Raw genomic sequence first — 15,947 nt, 5'->3', positions numbered from 1 at the left:
GTGGATGGAGACGCCACTTTGGCACTGGTCGGTTCCGGACGTACATCTATCCTTGCCCATCCCGCCCCGAAGGGCGGCGGGTGTCCATCCCATCTTGGCAGAAGCGCCAGGAATTCGCGACGTAGCAGGGCGTCCTTCAGGAAGGCGCCGCGCATCACGCTGCTGGTCATGCTGGCGCCATTGTCCTTGACACCGCGCCAGTGCATGCAGGCGTGATCCGCAGCCATGACGAGTGCCAGGCCATCCGGCTTCACCTGTCTTTCCAGTTCGTCTGCGAGCATCATCACGGCCTCTTCCTGAATCTGGGGGCGGCCCATGATCCACTCGCTGATGCGGGCGTACTTCGAAAGACCAATCAGGTTGGAATGCTCGTTCGGCATGATGCCGATCCACAGCTTCCCCATGATCGGGCACATGTGGTGCGAGCAGGCGCTGCGCACCTCGAGCGGGCCGACGATCATCATCTCGTTGAGACGCGACGCGTTCGGGAATTCCGTGATCGCCGGCATCGGGACATAGCGCCCGCGAAAGACTTCGGTCAGGAACATGCGGGCGACACGCCGCGCGGTCTCTTGGGTGTTGTGGTCGTTTTCGGTGTCGATGACGAGTGAGCGCAGCACCTCCTCCATCCGGTTCGCGACTTCGGTCTTCAACTCTTCGAGTTCACCCGGCAGGATGAAGGCCGAGATGTTGTCGTTGGCGTGGTAGCGGGCGCCGGCTCCGATCAGGCGGTAGCGGATGCGATCGGATGCGCTCATCGGCGCCGGGGTTGGACCGGTCGCAAGGATCGGGTCCAGGGCCTCTGTCGTTCGGAACATGGGTTTCCTTGCAGTGATGAAAAGACCCGAGTCGCCGTCAAAGCGACTTGAGGTATTGCGCGAGGTCCGCGATGTCCTGCGGCGTCAGGCCCAGTGAGCGTTTCGTGTTGTAGGTCGAGGCGACGTCCTCGAGCGTTGCGGCCGAACCGTTGTGAAAGTAGGGCGAGTGCTGCCACACGCCCTTCAGGGGTGTGGTGCGATACAACCTGGTCGCGGAGCGCGCGGCGTAGCTGGGGGACTCCGGCTCGGCTATCGAATCCGAAGGCGGATGCAGCATCGTGTTCGCGTCGGTGAACAGTGCACCGCTGTGGCAGCTCGCGCACCTGCCGGCGCCCTCGAAGACCGCCTTGCCCCGCATGGCAGCGACGGAATCGAAGCTGCCAGGTGGCGGCGCGGGGGCTTTCAATGACAGCTCGTAGGCCTGCAGGGCGGGCAGCTTGTTCGTGACCAGGTCCTGGGTGCCGTTGGTGATGTGCAGGTTCAGGCGTGGCTCCGTGAACGAGCCCTGGCCGCCCATCTCGGCGACGGCCACGTAACGGTTCCAGTAGGCGGGCTCGTTGCCGTCGCCGGTGAAGGTGACGCTGTGGACGTCCTGCAGCCCGAACGCCGGCGGAATCACGACCGGGTTGCTGATGCCGTCGATGTTGTGGCGCGGATCGAACTTGCCTTTGCCCCACGAGTTGAAGACCGCCTTCATCGTGGCGTCGAGCGAGGGCGACAGCGCGATGATGGCGCCAGGGTTCAGGTCGCGATTGGCCCAGCCGTCCAGGCGCCTGCCGATGCCTGGCGCGAAGGAGTTGTCGACGGTCGAGTGGCAAAGCGCACAGGTGATGCCGACCCGCGTCAGCACGTCCTTGCCATCGATGCTCTGGACCTTGCCCTTGAGACCCACGACGGCATCGAGCTTGAGCAGGGCGACGGTGGTGTCGGGGCTCTTGAGATCGATGCTTCCATCCTGGATGCCGCGGACCACCGCCGCCGGCAATGCGTCGGCATCGACCTTCAGGCCCACGGACAGCGCGGTCGTCGGGTCGACTGCGCTGCCGATCACCTCGTGCATCTTCAGCGCGTCGCTCCATTGCGCTTCGTCGCCGAAGGTCTCGTAGCGGAAGACCTGCTTGCCTTCGGCGACCAGTGCGTCATGCGCGGCAGCCTGCTGTGCCGAGGCCACTTGGATGGCAGCTTGCTCCGCGGCCGAGTTGCCCGAGCCGCCGCCGCATGCGCCGAGCGATATCGCCGCACTGAAGGCGGACACGACCAGCGCGTCTCGTGTCGCAAGCCGCAGCCCTGCCTTCTGCGCCGGGAGTCCGGGCGACGCAATGGATGCGGGGTCGGGGGCGTCTTCTTCCATACAGCGGCCTTTCAAGGGAGATGGGGAGCTGCGGCATGGCAGTCCTGCCCTTTAGATGCGGCGACCGGTCGGGACGTGACAGTGCGCTGTCGGAAGATGCGCTGATGGGAAAATGAAGGCCACTCCACCGGAAGAAACATGACGAAGCTCGACGACCCCCTCCACGACGCCGAGATCGGCTCCCGCGACAGCACCATCGACACGACCCGCATCGATGACGTACGCATCGGCGCGGTCCGCCCGCTGATGACGCCTGCGCTCCTGCAGGAGCGGGTTCCGGTTCGGGACGACACCCTCGCGCTGGTGGAGGCGGGCCGCTCGGCGATCGCCGACGTCCTGCATGGCCGCGACGACCGGCTGATCGTCGTGGTCGGTCCCTGTTCGATCCACGACCATGACCAGGCCATCGAATACGCCCACCTGCTGAAGAAGGAAGCGGACACCTTCGAGGACGATCTGCTGGTCGTCATGCGGACCTACTTCGAGAAGCCGCGCACGACCGTGGGCTGGAAGGGCTACATCAATGATCCGCACCTGGATGGCAGCTTTGCCATCAACGAGGGCCTGGAGCGCGCCCGCCGCCTGCTTCTCGAATTGACGCTGCTGGGACTGCCGGCAGGTACCGAGTTCCTGGATCTCCTGAGTCCGCAGTTCATCGCCGATCTCATCGCGTGGGGTGCCATCGGCGCCCGGACCACCGAGAGCCAGAGCCATCGCCAGCTTGCCTCCGGGCTGAGCTGTCCGGTGGGCTTCAAGAACGGCACCGACGGCAGCATCAAGGTGGCGGCCGATGCCATCCTCGCCGCCAGGGCGCCGCACGCCTTCATGGGCATGACCAAGATGGGCATGGCCGCGATCTTCGAGACCCGCGGCAACGACGACTGCCACGTGATCCTGCGCGGCGGCAAGACGCCGAACTATTCAGCCGCGGACGTGGCCGCGAACTGCGAGGCGCTGCGCGCGAACGGTCTCAGGGAGCAGGTCATGATCGACGTGTCGCATGCCAACAGCAGCAAGCAACACCATCGCCAGATCGAGGTGGCTCACGACGTGGCGCAACAGATTTCTGCGGGTGACGGACGCATCACCGGCGTCATGATCGAAAGCAACCTCGAGGAGGGCCGGCAGGACTTGACTCCCGGCGTGGCGCTCAAGCGAGGCGTATCGATCACGGACGCCTGCATCAGCTTCAGGCAGACCGCGCCGGTCCTGGACGAACTGGCGAGTGCAGTTCGGAATCGACGACACGCGACGAAGGCTCGTGCGTAGCGGCTGCGTGTGTCGTTGGTCCGCCCTGTCGATTCAAGGGGGACCGTATGAGGGATGTCAGAGCGCTGCCGCAGGTTGCGGCAAGGGGCTCAACCGCGCTCCGCGACTTCCTTGATGCCGAGCTTGGCGAGCCCGAAAGCGGCGACTCCGAGAACGGCGACGAGACAGAGGATGGCGTTGATCATTTGGACTCTCCTTTGGTGAGGCGTCCATTATATAGGGTAAACCCGTATCAACTAGGGTTTACCCTGTATCTCCTCTGGCGTGGCGGCAGGAAACCGCCGACGCGCCGGCCAGGATCAGTGCGAATACGGGCGGAGCACCTCGGAGGCCGCGAGCTCCAAGGCGCGGGCGGGCGGCAGGCCGCTGCTCACGAGCAGCTTCAGCCGGCGATAGACCTCGAACATCAACGCCTCGTCGTACTCGCTCGAATCGGGATCGATGACCGGGTATTCCTGTTCCAGAGAGCTGAGCGTCCAGTCGTATCGGTCCCTGACCTCCACCGGATTCTTGCCGAATGGCAGCTGCGCCTCGTGCGGGGAGCGCGAGCTCGATTGAATTCTCATGGCACCCCCGAGAAGTTGTGGGTGGAAGGAAGCTGGGTGTGCCAAGAATGTAATACCAAAGATAACAATCGTGCCAGACCGCCGGTCAGGGCATGTTTTCGGGGCTCATTCCTGAAGGCGCTGTGGCGCAGCCTTGAGCAAGGCCTCGGCATCCCGGCTGACGCGCTCGACCACTTCGCGGGCAGACGGAATGTCGCGCACCAGTCCGGCGGCCTCGCCGGCGATCACGGCGGCGATGTCGAAGTCCCCGGCCTCGCGGGCCGCGAGGAACCTTGCGTGCTCTTCGTCGGCGTGGTGCACGAGCTCGAGTTCGCGCCCTGTCCAGCGCTCGAGCAGCGAATTGCGCAGGCAGCGCCCGGTGAAGGGCGCGGGCCATACCCGCTTGCGCACGATGTCGAAGACCAGGCCCCGCGCGGTCTCGTCGCCGGTCGCGCGCTGGACGCGTGCCTTGGCTTCGGCGGCAATGGCCGCCTCCTTCGTGGCGTAGAAGCGCGTGCCCATCAGGACCCCCGACGCGCCGAGCATCAGCGCCGCGGCGAGTCCGCGGCCGTCCGCGATGCCGCCGGCGGCGACTACGGGCACGTCCGACCCGATGACATCGACGAGTTCCGGGACCAGCGTCAGGGTCGAGCGCGAGGCGCCGTGCCCGCCGGCCTCGGTGCCCTGCGCCACGAGGACGTCCGCACCCACGGAAACCGCTTCGCGCGCCATGTCGAGCGTCTGCACCTGGCAGATCAGCGCGGCCCCCGAGCGCTTGACCGGTTCGGCGAAAGGCGCCGCATCGCCGAAGGACAGCATGACCGCCGCGGGCTCGCTCGCCAACGCAAGATCGAGCAGGTGGGGTTGCTTCGCGAGGCTCCATGTGATGAAGCCGATACCGAACCGCACCCGTGTTTCCTTGAGCCGCGCGATCTCGCGGTTCAGCCATTCCGCATCGCCGTAGCCGCCGCCCAGGATCCCGAGGCCGCCGGCGGCACTCACGGCCGAGGCGAGCCTGGCGTCGGCGACGACATCCATGGGGGCCAGCAGAACAGGATGGCGGATGCCGAGTCGCTGGGTGAGCGCGGTCTGGATCGACATGGGATGGCCTCCGATCGAGTGGATCCGGCGGCGCTCATTGTGTTCTTCTTCCGGCTCCAGGACACCCCTGAAGCTCTCCGCTGCGCACCTCCCGGTCAGGGGGCGGCGGTGGATTCCTGTTGCACCTGGGCCGTTGTCCGCTCTCCTATCAACTTGGCCAGTCTCAAGTAGGTCCCTGTCGGCGAATTTCCGAACAGCGGATCCGGGCACGACGGGGCGGCCCGCGCCACGGCGTCCCAGTCCTGCGCATTCAGCAGAAGCCTCGAGCGTGGAAGGACCAGTCTTTCTTCCGTGGCAATGTGGTGCCGGTAATAGGCCAGGTAAAGCGCCGCCGCGGCTTCCACCGTCGCGCGCAAGACGTAGGCATCGCTGATGACCTGGTTCAGGCGCGCGACGAGTTCTTCACCGGCCACCGCAATGACGCGATGCTCCTGAAGCAGACGGTTGATCGGCAGCCGCATCTGCGGATCGCGTGCCACGAGGATGTTGAACGCAGCGTCTTCGCGCGGATGGTGAAAGCAGTCTCCAAACTCTCGCAGGTAGGAGACGATTTCGAGCATCAGGTTGTAGTCCGGGCTCTCCCCGTCGCGAAACCTGGCGACCTGTTCTTCAAGAATGCTGAGGAGCAGGGAGAAATTGCCGTGTTCGGCATGCCATTGCGCGATCTGGCTTGTCATGTGGAACCTCCGGGATCTTCCAGGACCCTGGGGCGACTCTAGGCGGATCCGTCGTCGCGTTCTTGGATCTGGATCAAGGCAACTGCTTCTCGGCTGGGTTCGCGTTCGACCAAGATCTTGACGAACGCAAGGCTCGCAGGCGCCAGCGTCCGGCCGATGCGCGTCACAACGCCCACCGACCGGTAGGCGGTCGGCTGGACGAGCGAAACAGCCGCAAGCCCTCGCATGTCGGCCAGGCCAAGAGAGAGCCGGGGCAGCGCGACGATGCCCAGGCCCTCCTTCACCAGCGCGCAGCATGCCGCCACGCTCGGCGCTTCGATGGCCGTGCGCAGCGCGAGCCGCTTTCGAAGAACCACGCCGTCGACGATCTGGCGGATGCTGCTGCCGGGTTGGACGCTCACGCAAGGCCTTTCGGCGAGGACGGACCAGGGCACGCTGGCGCGGGTCGCCAAGGGGTCGTCTTCGCGGCAGACGAGCATCATCGGGTCGTCCTGCAATGGCTGGTATCGCAACCGCTTGTCCGGCGCGGGCTTGGCGCACAAGCCGAAATCGGCCCTGCCTTCCTCCACGGCCGCCAGCAGCGCGTCGGCCGCCAGCTCCTGCAGCTTGAACTCCACCTGCGGGTGCTGATGCCGGAAAGCGGCGATGGCCGAAGGCAGCAGCGCCACGTTCATGGACGGCAACGCCGCCACGCTGACCTGCCCGCTGAAGCCCTGCATGAAATGGCCGAGTTCGCTCAACGCGCTGTCGAAGTCGCGCAGCACGCGGCGCGCGATGTGCAGCAGCTCCTGCCCGGCAGGCGTGATGGCGACGCGACGCGTGTCGCGATCGAAGAGGCGTGCACCGAGGGCCTGCTCCGCCATGCGAAGCGTGCGGCTCAGTGCGGGCTGGGAGATGCCGAGCTGCCGCGCCGCGGCCCGGAAGCTCCCGGCCTCGGCCACCCCCACGATGACTTCCAGTTGGCGAAGGTTCAGGTTCAGGCGCATCCGGGGAGGGCTTCAGTGATCCACAAAAGCTATCACAGAAAACGGCTTGCGTGGATTCCCAAATCACCGCCTGCTGCCTAGACTGCACGGCATCAAGGAGACAAGGACATGAGCACAGCGGCAGCCGCGCCCCTGGCGGGCGTACGGGTGGTCGAACTCGGACAGGTGCTGGCCGGCCCGTTCGCGGGCGCCATCCTGGCGGACCTGGGCGCCGAAGTCGTCAAGGTCGAGCGCGTGGAAGGCGGTGACGATGCGCGCCGCATGGGCGTGGCTTTTCGTCGCGACGACGCGCTGGTCTTCCACATCTTCAACCGCGGCAAGCGCTCCGTCGCGCTGGACCTGCGGTCGGAGGCGGGCCGCGCCGGCCTGCAGGAACTGCTGGCGCAGGCCGACGTCTGCATTCACAACCTGCGGCCGGACGTCCCCCGGGCCTTGGGCATCGATGGTCCGACGCTGTGCGCCCGCCATCCCCGGCTGATCTACGGCGAGATCTCCGCCTTCGGGCACCTGGGCCCCATGGCGATGCGACCGGGCTACGAGCCGTTGATCCAGGCCTTCAGCGGCCTGTCGAGCACCAATGGCGGGCCGGACGATCCTCCGCTTCGTTCCGGCGCCTCGGTGTGCGACCAGGGCAGCGGCATGTGGCTCGTGATCGGCGTGCTGGCCATGCTGCACAGGCGCGCGCAAACCGGATGCGGCGGCATGTTGCAGACCTCGCTGCTCGAAACAGCCCTGGTCTGGAACGGCCAGAAGAGCGACGCCTACCTGAACGAAGGCCGCCTGCCCGAGCGCCACCGCTCCGGCCATCCCGGCTTCGTGCCCTACGAGGCCTTCGAAACGGCCGACGGGCCCCTGCTCATCTGCTGCGGCAACGACCGCCTGTTCGCCAAGCTGGCCGAGGTGCTGGGCCGGCGCGAGTGGCTGACCGATGCGCGATTCGCCACCAACAGGGCGCGTCTTGCGCACAAGGCGGAAATGCTGGCCGAGCTGGCGCCGCTGCTGGAGACACGGCCGCGTGCCGAGTGGGTCGTGCGCCTCGAGGCGGCGGGCGTGCCCTGCGCGCCGATCAACAGCGTGCCGCAGGCACTGGAGGACCCACAGGTGCAGGCCCTGGGCCTCCTGGCGCAGGTGCCCGGCGAAGACTTCCGGCTGACGGCCTCTCCGCTCTCGTTCGACGGCGAGCGCCCCCGCATCGCCGCGCCGGCACCGCGCCTCGGCGAGCACAACGCCCACTACGGCATGCCCGGCATGGCCCCCGTCACTTCGCCGACCTCATCGAACCACAAGGAGACACCATGATCCATCCTCGCCGCCGACTCGGGCTGCTGCTTGCCGCAGCCGCCTGCGCCCTGGGCCTTCCCGCCGCGCAGGCGGACACCTTTCCGAGCAAGCCGATCACGCTGGTCGTGCCGTTCGCAGCCGGCAGTGGCACCGACCAGATGGCCCGCGTGTTCGCGCAGGCGATGGGCGACGAGGCCAAGGTGCCCATCGTGGTGGACAACCGCGGCGGCGCCAGCGGCTTCCTTGCGGCCCAGTTCGTGGCCAAGGCGCCGGCGGACGGATACACCGTCCTGATCACAACCAACACCACGCAGTCCGCGAACGAGCACCTGTTCAAGAAGCTGCCTTACGACCCGGTGAAGGACTTCGCGCCGGTGAGCCTGCTGTCCAAGGGCTACATGCTGCTGCTGGTGCGGCCGGATTCACCCTACAAGTCGGTGAGCGACCTCATCGCCGCCGCCAGGAAGTCGCCCGGCAAGCTGAATTTCGGCAGCGGGTCGTCTTCCAGCCGCGTCGCCAGCGAGCTCCTCAAGCAGATGGCCGGCGTGGACATGATCAACGTGCCGTACAAGAGCAACCCCATGGCCATCACGGATCTCATCGGTGGACAGGTGGACTTCATGTTCGCCGACGCGCCAACGGCACTCCCCCAGGTCGAAGGCGGCAAGCTGCGCGCGCTGGCCGTGAGCGGCCCCAAGCGCATTGCGGCCGCCCCCAGGCTGCCGACCGTGGACGAAGCCGGCGTGAAGGGCTACGACATGTCCTACTGGACCGCCGTCTACCTGCCGGCCGGCACCCCGCAGCCCATCGTGCAGAAATTCAATGCCTGGCTCGCCAAGGCGTCGGCGACGCCGGCGGCCAGGGACTTTCTCGCCAAGACCAGCGGCGAGGAAGCCCTGAGCACGCCCGAGCAGCTCGCGCAGTTCCAGGCCGCCGAGTCCGGCAAGTGGGGCCGCGTCATCAAGGCCGCGGGCATCGAGCCCGAATGAGCAAGATCTTGGACAAGACCATACGCATTGGCGGCGCCTCCGGTTTCTGGGGCGACAGCAGCGTGGGCGCGCCGCAACTGGTGCGCCAGGGCAACGTGGACTACCTCGTGTTCGACTACCTCGCCGAACTCACCATGTCCATCCTGGCGGCAGCCCGGCTTCGCCAGCCCGAGCTGGGCTATGCCACGGACTTCGTCACGGTGACGATGAAGAGCCTGCTGCGCGACATCGCCGATCGCGGCATCCGGGTGGTGAGCAACGCCGGCGGGATGAACCCGCAGGGCTGTGCGGAGGCGATTGCGGCGCTGGCCGCCGAACAGGGGCTGTCGATCAGGATCGCAGTGGTCGAGGGCGACGACGTGATGCCGCTGCTGCCCTCGCTGCGCGCCGAGGGCGTGCGCGACATGCAGAAGGGTCACCCGCTGCCGGACAAGGTGCTGAGCGCCAACGCCTACCTGGGTGCGCTGCCGATCAAGGCCGCGCTCGACCGGGGCGCGCAGATCGTCGTGACCGGCCGCTGCGTGGACAGCGCGGTCACGCTGGGCGTGCTGATGCATGAGTTCGGCTGGCGGGCGGACGAATACGATCGCCTGGCGCAGGCCAGCCTGGCCGGCCATGTGATCGAGTGCGGCTGTCAGGCCACCGGCGGGCTGCACACCGACTGGGACCAGGTGCCCGACTGGGCCAACATCGGCTATCCCATCGTCGAGTGCAGTGCCGACGGCAGCTTCGTGGTGAGCAAGCCGCCGGGCACGGGCGGCCTGGTGAGCACGGCCACGGTGGGCGAGCAGATCCTGTACGAGATCGGCGACCCGGGCGCCTATCTGCTGCCCGACGTCACATGCGATTTCACGCAGGTGCGACTCGAACAATCCGCGCCCGACCAGGTGCGCGTGAGCGGGGCGCGCGGCCGCGCGCCCGGCAACGGCTACAAGGTGTGCGCCACCTTTGTCGACGGCTGGCGCTGCAACGCGCAGCTGACGATCATCGGCATCGACGCGGCAGCCAAGGCGCGGCGCACCGGCGAGGCGCTGATCGAGCGCACGCGCCGGCTCTTCGCCGAGAACGGCTGGGGCGACTACACGCGCACGCACATCGAGGTGCTGGGGGCCGAGAGCGCCTACGGACCGCATGCGGCGGCAGGCGCGGCGAGAGAGGTCGTGCTCTGGGTGGCGGTGATGCACCGCGAGAAACCGGCGCTCGAACTCTTCGCCCGCGAGATGGCAGCGCCCGGTACCAGCTGGTCACCGGGGACCACCGGCGTGGGCGGCCGGCCGAAGCCGGGGCCGTCGATACGACAGTGCGCCTTCCTGGTCGACAAGGCCCGGGTGCAGCCGGTGGTGCGCATCGACGGCGATCGCTTCGATGTCGAGATTCCCGCCGGTGCCGCGCCCGATCCTGCGCCAGGCCGCCCACCGCAAGCCTTGCCGGCGGATGCCCGCCCGACCGGAGCAGCCACCGAGACCATCGAGGTGCCGCTGGTGCGCCTTGCCTACGGCCGCAGCGGCGACAAGGGCGACATCTCCAACGTCGGCCTGATCGCGCGCCGTGCGGAATACCTGCCCGTGCTGCGCGCCGAGGTGACGCCCGGGCGGGTGAAGCAGTGGCTGGGTCATCTGGTGCAAGGCGACGTCGTTCGCTACGATCTTCCCGGCTTCGACGCGATGAACTTCGTCTGCGAGTCCGCCCTCGACGGCGGCGGCATGGCTTCGCTGCGCAACGACGCACTGGGCAAGGGGATGGCGCAGATCCTCTTGTCGATGCCTGTCCATGTACCTAGGGGGCTGCTTGACACCGCTTGAGGCCGATCGTGCCGCGGGCATCGATTGACGACCTGCGGTCGGACTCTTACTGTGGTGGGGCATTTCGACCCACCTTGGGGAGCGACCGCATGAATCCGTGGGAACCGACATCATGGAGATCGCGCGCAGCGCAGCAGTTGCCGGTATATGACGACGCTGAAGTCCTCGCCGGTGTCGAGACGCGGCTGGCGAAAATGCCGCCGCTCATCTTCCCGGGCGAGATTTCGCAGTTGACGTCGCGCCTGGCCTCGGCCTCCCGCGGCGAAGCCTTTCTGCTGCAGGGCGGGGATTGCGCGGAGAGCTTCGAGGAGTTTGGCCAGGCGCCGGTGGAGTCGACCTTCCGGGTCATCCTGCAGATGGCGGTGGTGCTGACCTATGCCGCCTCGGTGCCGGTGATCAAGGTCGGGCGCATCGCCGGGCAGTTTGCCAAGCCGCGATCGTCGGACACGGAAACGATCGATGGCATCAGCTTGCCTTCGTACAGGGGCGACATCGTCAACGGCAGCGAGTTCAGTGCGCGGGCGCGACAACCCGATCCAGCCCGGTTGCTGACGGCCTATTCGCACTCCGCGTCGACCCTCAACCTGCTGCGCGCCCTGGCCCAGGGCGGATTCGCCGATCTGCATCAGGTCCACCGCTGGACGACCGATTTCGTGCGGAAGAGTCCCCAGGGAGAACGATTTGAAGAGCTCGCCGATCGCATTGCCGAGTCGCTCGCGTTCATGGAGGCTTGCGGCTTCGATGCTGCCAGGGCGCCGCAGTTGCACGCGGTCGAGTTCTACACCTCGCATGAAGCGCTGCACCTGCACTACGAGGAAGCCCTGACCCGTCTCGACGAGCAGGACGGCCGATGGTTCGGCGCTTCGGCTCACATGCTGTGGCTCGGAGAGCGCACGCGTGCCCTCGAGGGTGCGCATGTGGAGTATCTGCGCGGCGTCGGGAATGCCATCGGCGTCAAGCTCGGCCCGGCGGCGAAGGCATCGGATGTTCTGGCCCTGCTGGACCGGCTCGATCCGGACAACCAGCCCGGCCGGATGGTGCTGATCTCCCGCATGGGCGCGGACAAGGTCCGCGACACCTTGCCGCCGCTGCTGCGTGCCGTCCGGGGCGCCGGGCGCAATCCGGTGTGGTGCTGCGATCCCATGCATGGGAACACGGTCACCTCGTCCTCGGGCTACAAGACGCGAGACTTCGACCGCATCCTGCAGGAGGTCCGAGGCTTCTTCGACGCGCATCAGGCTGCGGGCACCTATCCCGGCGGTCTGCATTTCGAGATGACGGGCCAGGATGTCACCGAATGCCGTGGCGGTGCGCAGGAGCTCACGGACGAGGAACTCGCGAGTCGCTACCAAAGTGCCTGTGACCCGAGGCTCAATGGTTCGCAAAGCCTGGAACTTGCATTCCTGATCGCCGATGTCCTGAAGGCTGCGCGCCGCGGCCGATAGACACGCAATCGCGCAAACGCGCAATCGCGCATGGGAAAGCGGGAATAAATCCCAGACTGCTTGCGTACTGCAACTTGCAACGGCCCTCAAACCGTTGAAAGGAGCAAGCAGATGAACACGCAAATTCCCGGCCGTCGCGAAGCGCTCAGGTGCCTGTCCGCATGGAGCGGCGCGGCCATCGTCTGGACCGTGAGCGGCGGCATACCGCGCGCCCTCGGCGCAACCGGTGCCGGCACGCCGGCAGCCGCTTCGCGCGATGCGTTGACTTTCGTCCAGATCAGCGACACCCACATCGGCTTTCGCAAGGAAGCCAACCCCGATGTCGTCGGCAGCCTGCGCCACGCGATCGCGGAGATCAATGCCTTGCCCCAGGCGCCGGCATTCGTCGTCCATACGGGCGATGTCAGTCATCTGTCCAAACCCGAGGAATTCGGCAGCGCCAAGGAGATCCTCACGGAGATCCGCGTCGACCGCGTCCACACAGTGCCGGGCGAGCACGACACGATCGACGATGGGGTCAATGGCTACCTGAAATTCTTCGACCATGACGGCAAGGGCCGCGCCTGGTACAGCTTCGACCAGAGCGGCGTCCACTTCATCGGGCTGACCAATACGCTCAATTTCAAGGCCGGCATGCTGGCCGGGCTGGGCGACGAGCAACTGGCCTGGGTCAAGAGAGATCTCGCCGGTGTCTCGCGCTCGACGCCGGTCGTGGTGCTGGCGCACATCCCGCTCTGGACGGTCTGGGAGCCCTGGGGCTGGGGCACTGCCGATTCCGCCCAGCTGATCGCGATGCTGCGCCCCTACGGATCGGTCACGGTCCTCAATGGGCACATCCACCAGGTGCTGCAGAAAGTCGAGGGCACCGTCGCGCTGCACACGGCGATGTCGCTGGCCTATCCCCTGCCCACGCCGGGCCAGGAGGGAATCGGCGAGCCCGGCCCTGTCAAGGTTCCCGCCGGCGAACTCGGCAAGCTGCTTGGCACGCGGCAGATCAGCGTGGTCCGCGGCAAGAGCGAGCTGGCCATGGTCGACCGGCCTCTCGAAGGCTGAAGGGATCGGCGCCATGTTCCATCGAGGCCACCTGAAACTCTGGGGCGCGGGGCTCGCGCTGGTCGCCTGCGTCGCGGCAGGCCTGTCGGCCAGCGCAGCCGTCGATGCCGTGACGACCGTGGACGTCAGCAAGTTCGCCTTCGGACCCAAGGAAATCACGATCGCGCCTGGATCCAGAGTGCGCTGGATCAATCACGACGAGGTGCCGCACACCGTGGCCAGTTCGCAGGGGCAGGAAAAGGTCATCGGCTCGAAGGCGCTCGATACGGACGATCAGTACGAGGTCGCGTTTTCGAAGGAGGGCGACTACGCCTACTTCTGCACCGTGCATCCGTTCATGACCGGCGTCGTGCATGTGCACAAGCGGTAGCCCCTGCGAGGCGGCGCGGCGCTCTGCGGCAGTGGCAGTCGTGCCGCCGGTTTCGCGCCGGATGGACAGGCGCGCCCCGGACCGGCATCCTGAGCACTGCGCCGTTTCCACCGAACCGCGACTCTGCCATGGACAGGCCCATCCCGCTGCCCGCTGCCACGCTGCTGCGACGCCATCCGATTCGCTCCGCTTTCGCGGGCCTGATGGTGCTGCTCGTGCTGGCGGTGCTGCTGTTCGACTGGAACTGGGTGCGTCCACCGGTCGAGCGCTACATCTCCAGGAAGACCCATCGCGAATTCCGGATGGACGACCTGCATGTGCGGCTGGGTCTCACGCCCACGATCCGCATGCGCGGCGTGCGGTTCGGCAACGCCGACTGGTCCAGGGAAGACCAGCCGATGGCGAAGATCGAGCAGTTGGAGTTCTCCGTGTCGCTGCGCGACCTGCCGGAGAAGATCCTGGTGCCGCGGGTGGCGCTCACGCGCCCCGAACTGCTCTTCGAGCGCCTGCCTGACAACCGCAAGAACTGGATCCTCTCGGACCCCTCGGACACCGCGCCGAGCAGGCTGCGCATCAGCACGCTGTCGGTGGACCACGGGCGGCTGCGCTACATCGACCACGGCGAGCCCTTCGACCTGAACGTGGAAGCCGGCACCTTCGATCCCGCCAGGCAGGAGAAGGTGAAGAACGCCGACGCCGCGCCGGCCAACGACCGGTACTCGACCCAGTACGAGTTCACCGGCAACTACCACGGCGCCCGGTTCGAGGGCACGGCGCTGACCGGCGAGGTGTTGAGCTTTCAGGAATCGGGCGTGCCCTTCCCGGTCCAGGGCGAGCTGCGCGCGGGCACCACCAGGCTGTGGGTGGAGGGCACCATCGCCGATGCCGCCAGCATCAGCGGGATCGACACGCAGCTGCGCATCGAGGGCCGGACGCTGGCCAACCTCTACCCCTTCCTGCTCCTGCCGCTGCCGGCATCGCCGCCCTACCGCCTCGAGGGGCACCTGATCCTCGAGGGCAACCGCTACACCATGGACGACCTGCGCGGGCGCATCGGCTCCACCGATGTCTACGGCAAGGGGGCCTATATCGACCTGCAGCCGCGTCCGCTGCTGCAGGCCGACCTGCACAGCAACAAGCTCGACCTGGCCGACCTGGGCCCGCTGATCGGCATCGAGACCCGGGAGACCGGCGGCAAACCCAAGCTCACGCAGGCGCAGACGCGCGACCGCCCCACCGCCAGGTCCACGCAGAAGACGGTCGACCCCGACCACCTGCTGCCCTCCGGCTCCTTCGAGGTCAGCCGCCTGCAGAAGATCGATGCCGAGGTGAACCTGCACGCCACCCGCCTGGAGGTGCCCAAGGGCCTGCCGCTGGAGAGCCTGAAAGCCTCGCTGCACCTGAACGACGCGGTGATGAAGCTCGCGCCGGTCGATTTCGGATTCGCCGGCGGCACTCTCGCGGGCCGGGCCACGCTGGACGCGCGCCAGCCCATCATCAAGTCGGATGTCGAGATCGATCTGCAGGGCATCCGGCTGGATCAGTTCGTGCCGAAGGACGGCGCGATCGCCAAGGGCGCCGGCCGGGTCGGCGCCACGCTGCGCCTTTCGGGGGAGGGCAACTCCATTGCCGATGCGGCCGCCAAGTCCAATGGACGTGTCGCCACGACGGTGGTCAACGGCCGCGTCTCCAATCTGCTCGACGCGGCCAGCGGCCTGAACATGGGCAAGGTGATCACGCTGCTGGTCGGCGGCGACAAGGACATCGGCATCAACTGCGGCGCCGCGGTGTTCGACGTGAGGAACGGGCGCGGCCAGTCGAGCCTGTTCGTGATCGACACAGAGCAGACGCAGGTGCTGGGCGACGGCTGGTTCGACTTTGGCGACGAGCGTTTCGACCTCACCGTGGCACCCAAGCCGAAGCACGTCGGCCTGCTCTCGCTGCGAACGCCGGTGCGCGTGTACGGCAGCTTCTCCCGCGCCGACTACCAACTCAAGAGAGGACCGCTCGTCGCCCGCGGCGCTGCGGTGGCGGCACTGTCCATGGTCGGGCCGCTGGCGCCTCTCATTCCGCTGATCGAGACCGGCCCGGGCCAGGAGACCGATTGCGCAAAGGTGCAGCAGCAAACCCGGGGCGAAGCCAGGCAGGCCAACACCTCGCGCAAGCGCCAGGGCCCGAAGCCGGCGCCGAACGCTTCACGTTGACCTGGCGGTGCGGCAGCGGACGCGCGTCCCGGTTTGGCGTCTCTGCCGGATCGCCG

At 67.1% G+C, this 15,947-nt stretch carries 13 protein-coding genes and 1 pseudogene; 8 read left to right on the top strand and 6 right to left on the bottom strand.

What is annotated here, in order from left to right; translation table 11 throughout:
* Positions 1 to 92 precede the first annotated feature (92 nt).
* Both folE and BLW05_RS25110 read right to left on the bottom strand, forming a co-directional pair.
* A pseudogene (folE, locus tag BLW05_RS25115) lies at positions 93 to 758 on the bottom strand (GTP cyclohydrolase I); the annotation flags it as partial.
* 97 nt (positions 759 to 855) lie between these two features.
* A complete protein-coding gene (locus tag BLW05_RS25110) occupies positions 856 to 2,169 on the bottom strand; it encodes a c-type cytochrome (RefSeq protein ID WP_093166276.1) in 1,314 nt (437 codons plus the stop codon).
* A 138-nt stretch (positions 2,170 to 2,307) separates the two neighbouring features.
* On the opposite strand from BLW05_RS25110, the gene BLW05_RS25105 reads away from it, so the two are divergent.
* Positions 2,308 to 3,438, top strand: a complete 1,131-nt coding sequence (locus BLW05_RS25105; protein ID WP_093166275.1) for a 3-deoxy-7-phosphoheptulonate synthase — start codon at positions 2,308 to 2,310, stop codon at positions 3,436 to 3,438.
* Between the two features lie 299 nt (positions 3,439 to 3,737).
* Here the strand turns inward: BLW05_RS25105 and BLW05_RS25100 are convergent, their stop codons facing one another.
* From BLW05_RS25100 to BLW05_RS25085, 4 genes are all read right to left on the bottom strand, one after another.
* On the bottom strand, positions 3,738 to 4,004 hold the full coding sequence (locus BLW05_RS25100) for a hypothetical protein (protein WP_093166274.1): 267 nt from the start codon (positions 4,002 to 4,004) through the stop codon (positions 3,738 to 3,740).
* A gap of 105 nt (positions 4,005 to 4,109) precedes the next feature.
* The gene (locus BLW05_RS25095; RefSeq protein WP_093166273.1) at positions 4,110 to 5,084 is read right to left on the bottom strand and encodes an NAD(P)H-dependent flavin oxidoreductase; all 975 of its coding nucleotides are present in this window, start codon (positions 5,082 to 5,084) and stop codon (positions 4,110 to 4,112) included.
* 95 nt (positions 5,085 to 5,179) lie between these two features.
* Positions 5,180 to 5,761: a hemerythrin domain-containing protein gene (locus tag BLW05_RS25090; protein WP_093166272.1), complete on the bottom strand. Its 582-nt coding sequence runs from the start codon at positions 5,759 to 5,761 to the stop codon at positions 5,180 to 5,182.
* Between the two features lie 38 nt (positions 5,762 to 5,799).
* Positions 5,800 to 6,747 carry a LysR family transcriptional regulator gene (locus tag BLW05_RS25085; protein WP_093166271.1) on the bottom strand — a complete coding sequence of 316 codons (948 nt, stop codon included), beginning with the start codon at positions 6,745 to 6,747 and terminating at the stop codon, positions 5,800 to 5,802.
* A gap of 108 nt (positions 6,748 to 6,855) precedes the next feature.
* Here BLW05_RS25085 and BLW05_RS25080 point away from each other — a divergent pair, with 108 nt between their 5' ends.
* The 7 genes from BLW05_RS25080 (at position 6,856) to BLW05_RS25050 (ending at position 15,891) form a co-directional block, all read left to right on the top strand.
* Positions 6,856 to 8,046 carry a CaiB/BaiF CoA transferase family protein gene (locus BLW05_RS25080; RefSeq protein WP_093166270.1) on the top strand — a complete coding sequence of 397 codons (1,191 nt, stop codon included), beginning with the start codon at positions 6,856 to 6,858 and terminating at the stop codon, positions 8,044 to 8,046.
* Positions 8,043 to 9,017, top strand: a complete 975-nt coding sequence (locus tag BLW05_RS25075; protein WP_093166269.1) for a Bug family tripartite tricarboxylate transporter substrate binding protein — start codon at positions 8,043 to 8,045, stop codon at positions 9,015 to 9,017. Before BLW05_RS25080 ends, BLW05_RS25075 begins: the two co-directional genes overlap by 4 nt.
* Positions 9,014 to 10,819: an acyclic terpene utilization AtuA family protein gene (locus BLW05_RS25070; protein ID WP_177142802.1), complete on the top strand. Its 1,806-nt coding sequence runs from the start codon at positions 9,014 to 9,016 to the stop codon at positions 10,817 to 10,819. The genes BLW05_RS25075 and BLW05_RS25070 overlap by 4 nt, the downstream gene beginning before the upstream one ends.
* An 89-nt stretch (positions 10,820 to 10,908) precedes the next feature.
* Positions 10,909 to 12,264, top strand: coding sequence for a class II 3-deoxy-7-phosphoheptulonate synthase (locus BLW05_RS25065; RefSeq protein ID WP_093166268.1), 1,356 nt, complete (start codon positions 10,909 to 10,911; stop codon positions 12,262 to 12,264).
* A 111-nt stretch (positions 12,265 to 12,375) separates the two neighbouring features.
* A complete protein-coding gene (locus tag BLW05_RS25060) occupies positions 12,376 to 13,317 on the top strand; it encodes a metallophosphoesterase family protein (RefSeq protein ID WP_093166267.1) in 942 nt (313 codons plus the stop codon).
* A gap of 13 nt (positions 13,318 to 13,330) precedes the next feature.
* The gene (locus BLW05_RS25055) at positions 13,331 to 13,687 is read left to right on the top strand and encodes a cupredoxin domain-containing protein (RefSeq protein WP_093166266.1); all 357 of its coding nucleotides are present in this window, start codon (positions 13,331 to 13,333) and stop codon (positions 13,685 to 13,687) included.
* A gap of 128 nt (positions 13,688 to 13,815) precedes the next feature.
* Positions 13,816 to 15,891: an AsmA family protein gene (locus tag BLW05_RS25050; protein WP_093166265.1), complete on the top strand. Its 2,076-nt coding sequence runs from the start codon at positions 13,816 to 13,818 to the stop codon at positions 15,889 to 15,891.
* Positions 15,892 to 15,947 lie beyond the last annotated feature (56 nt).

The sequence above is a fragment of the Variovorax sp. YR216 genome, from assembly GCF_900107745.1.
Classification (GTDB): domain Bacteria; phylum Pseudomonadota; class Gammaproteobacteria; order Burkholderiales; family Burkholderiaceae_C; genus Variovorax.
Note: the sequence above shows the minus strand (reverse complement) of the source record. Positions and strands in the feature narration are given on the sequence as shown.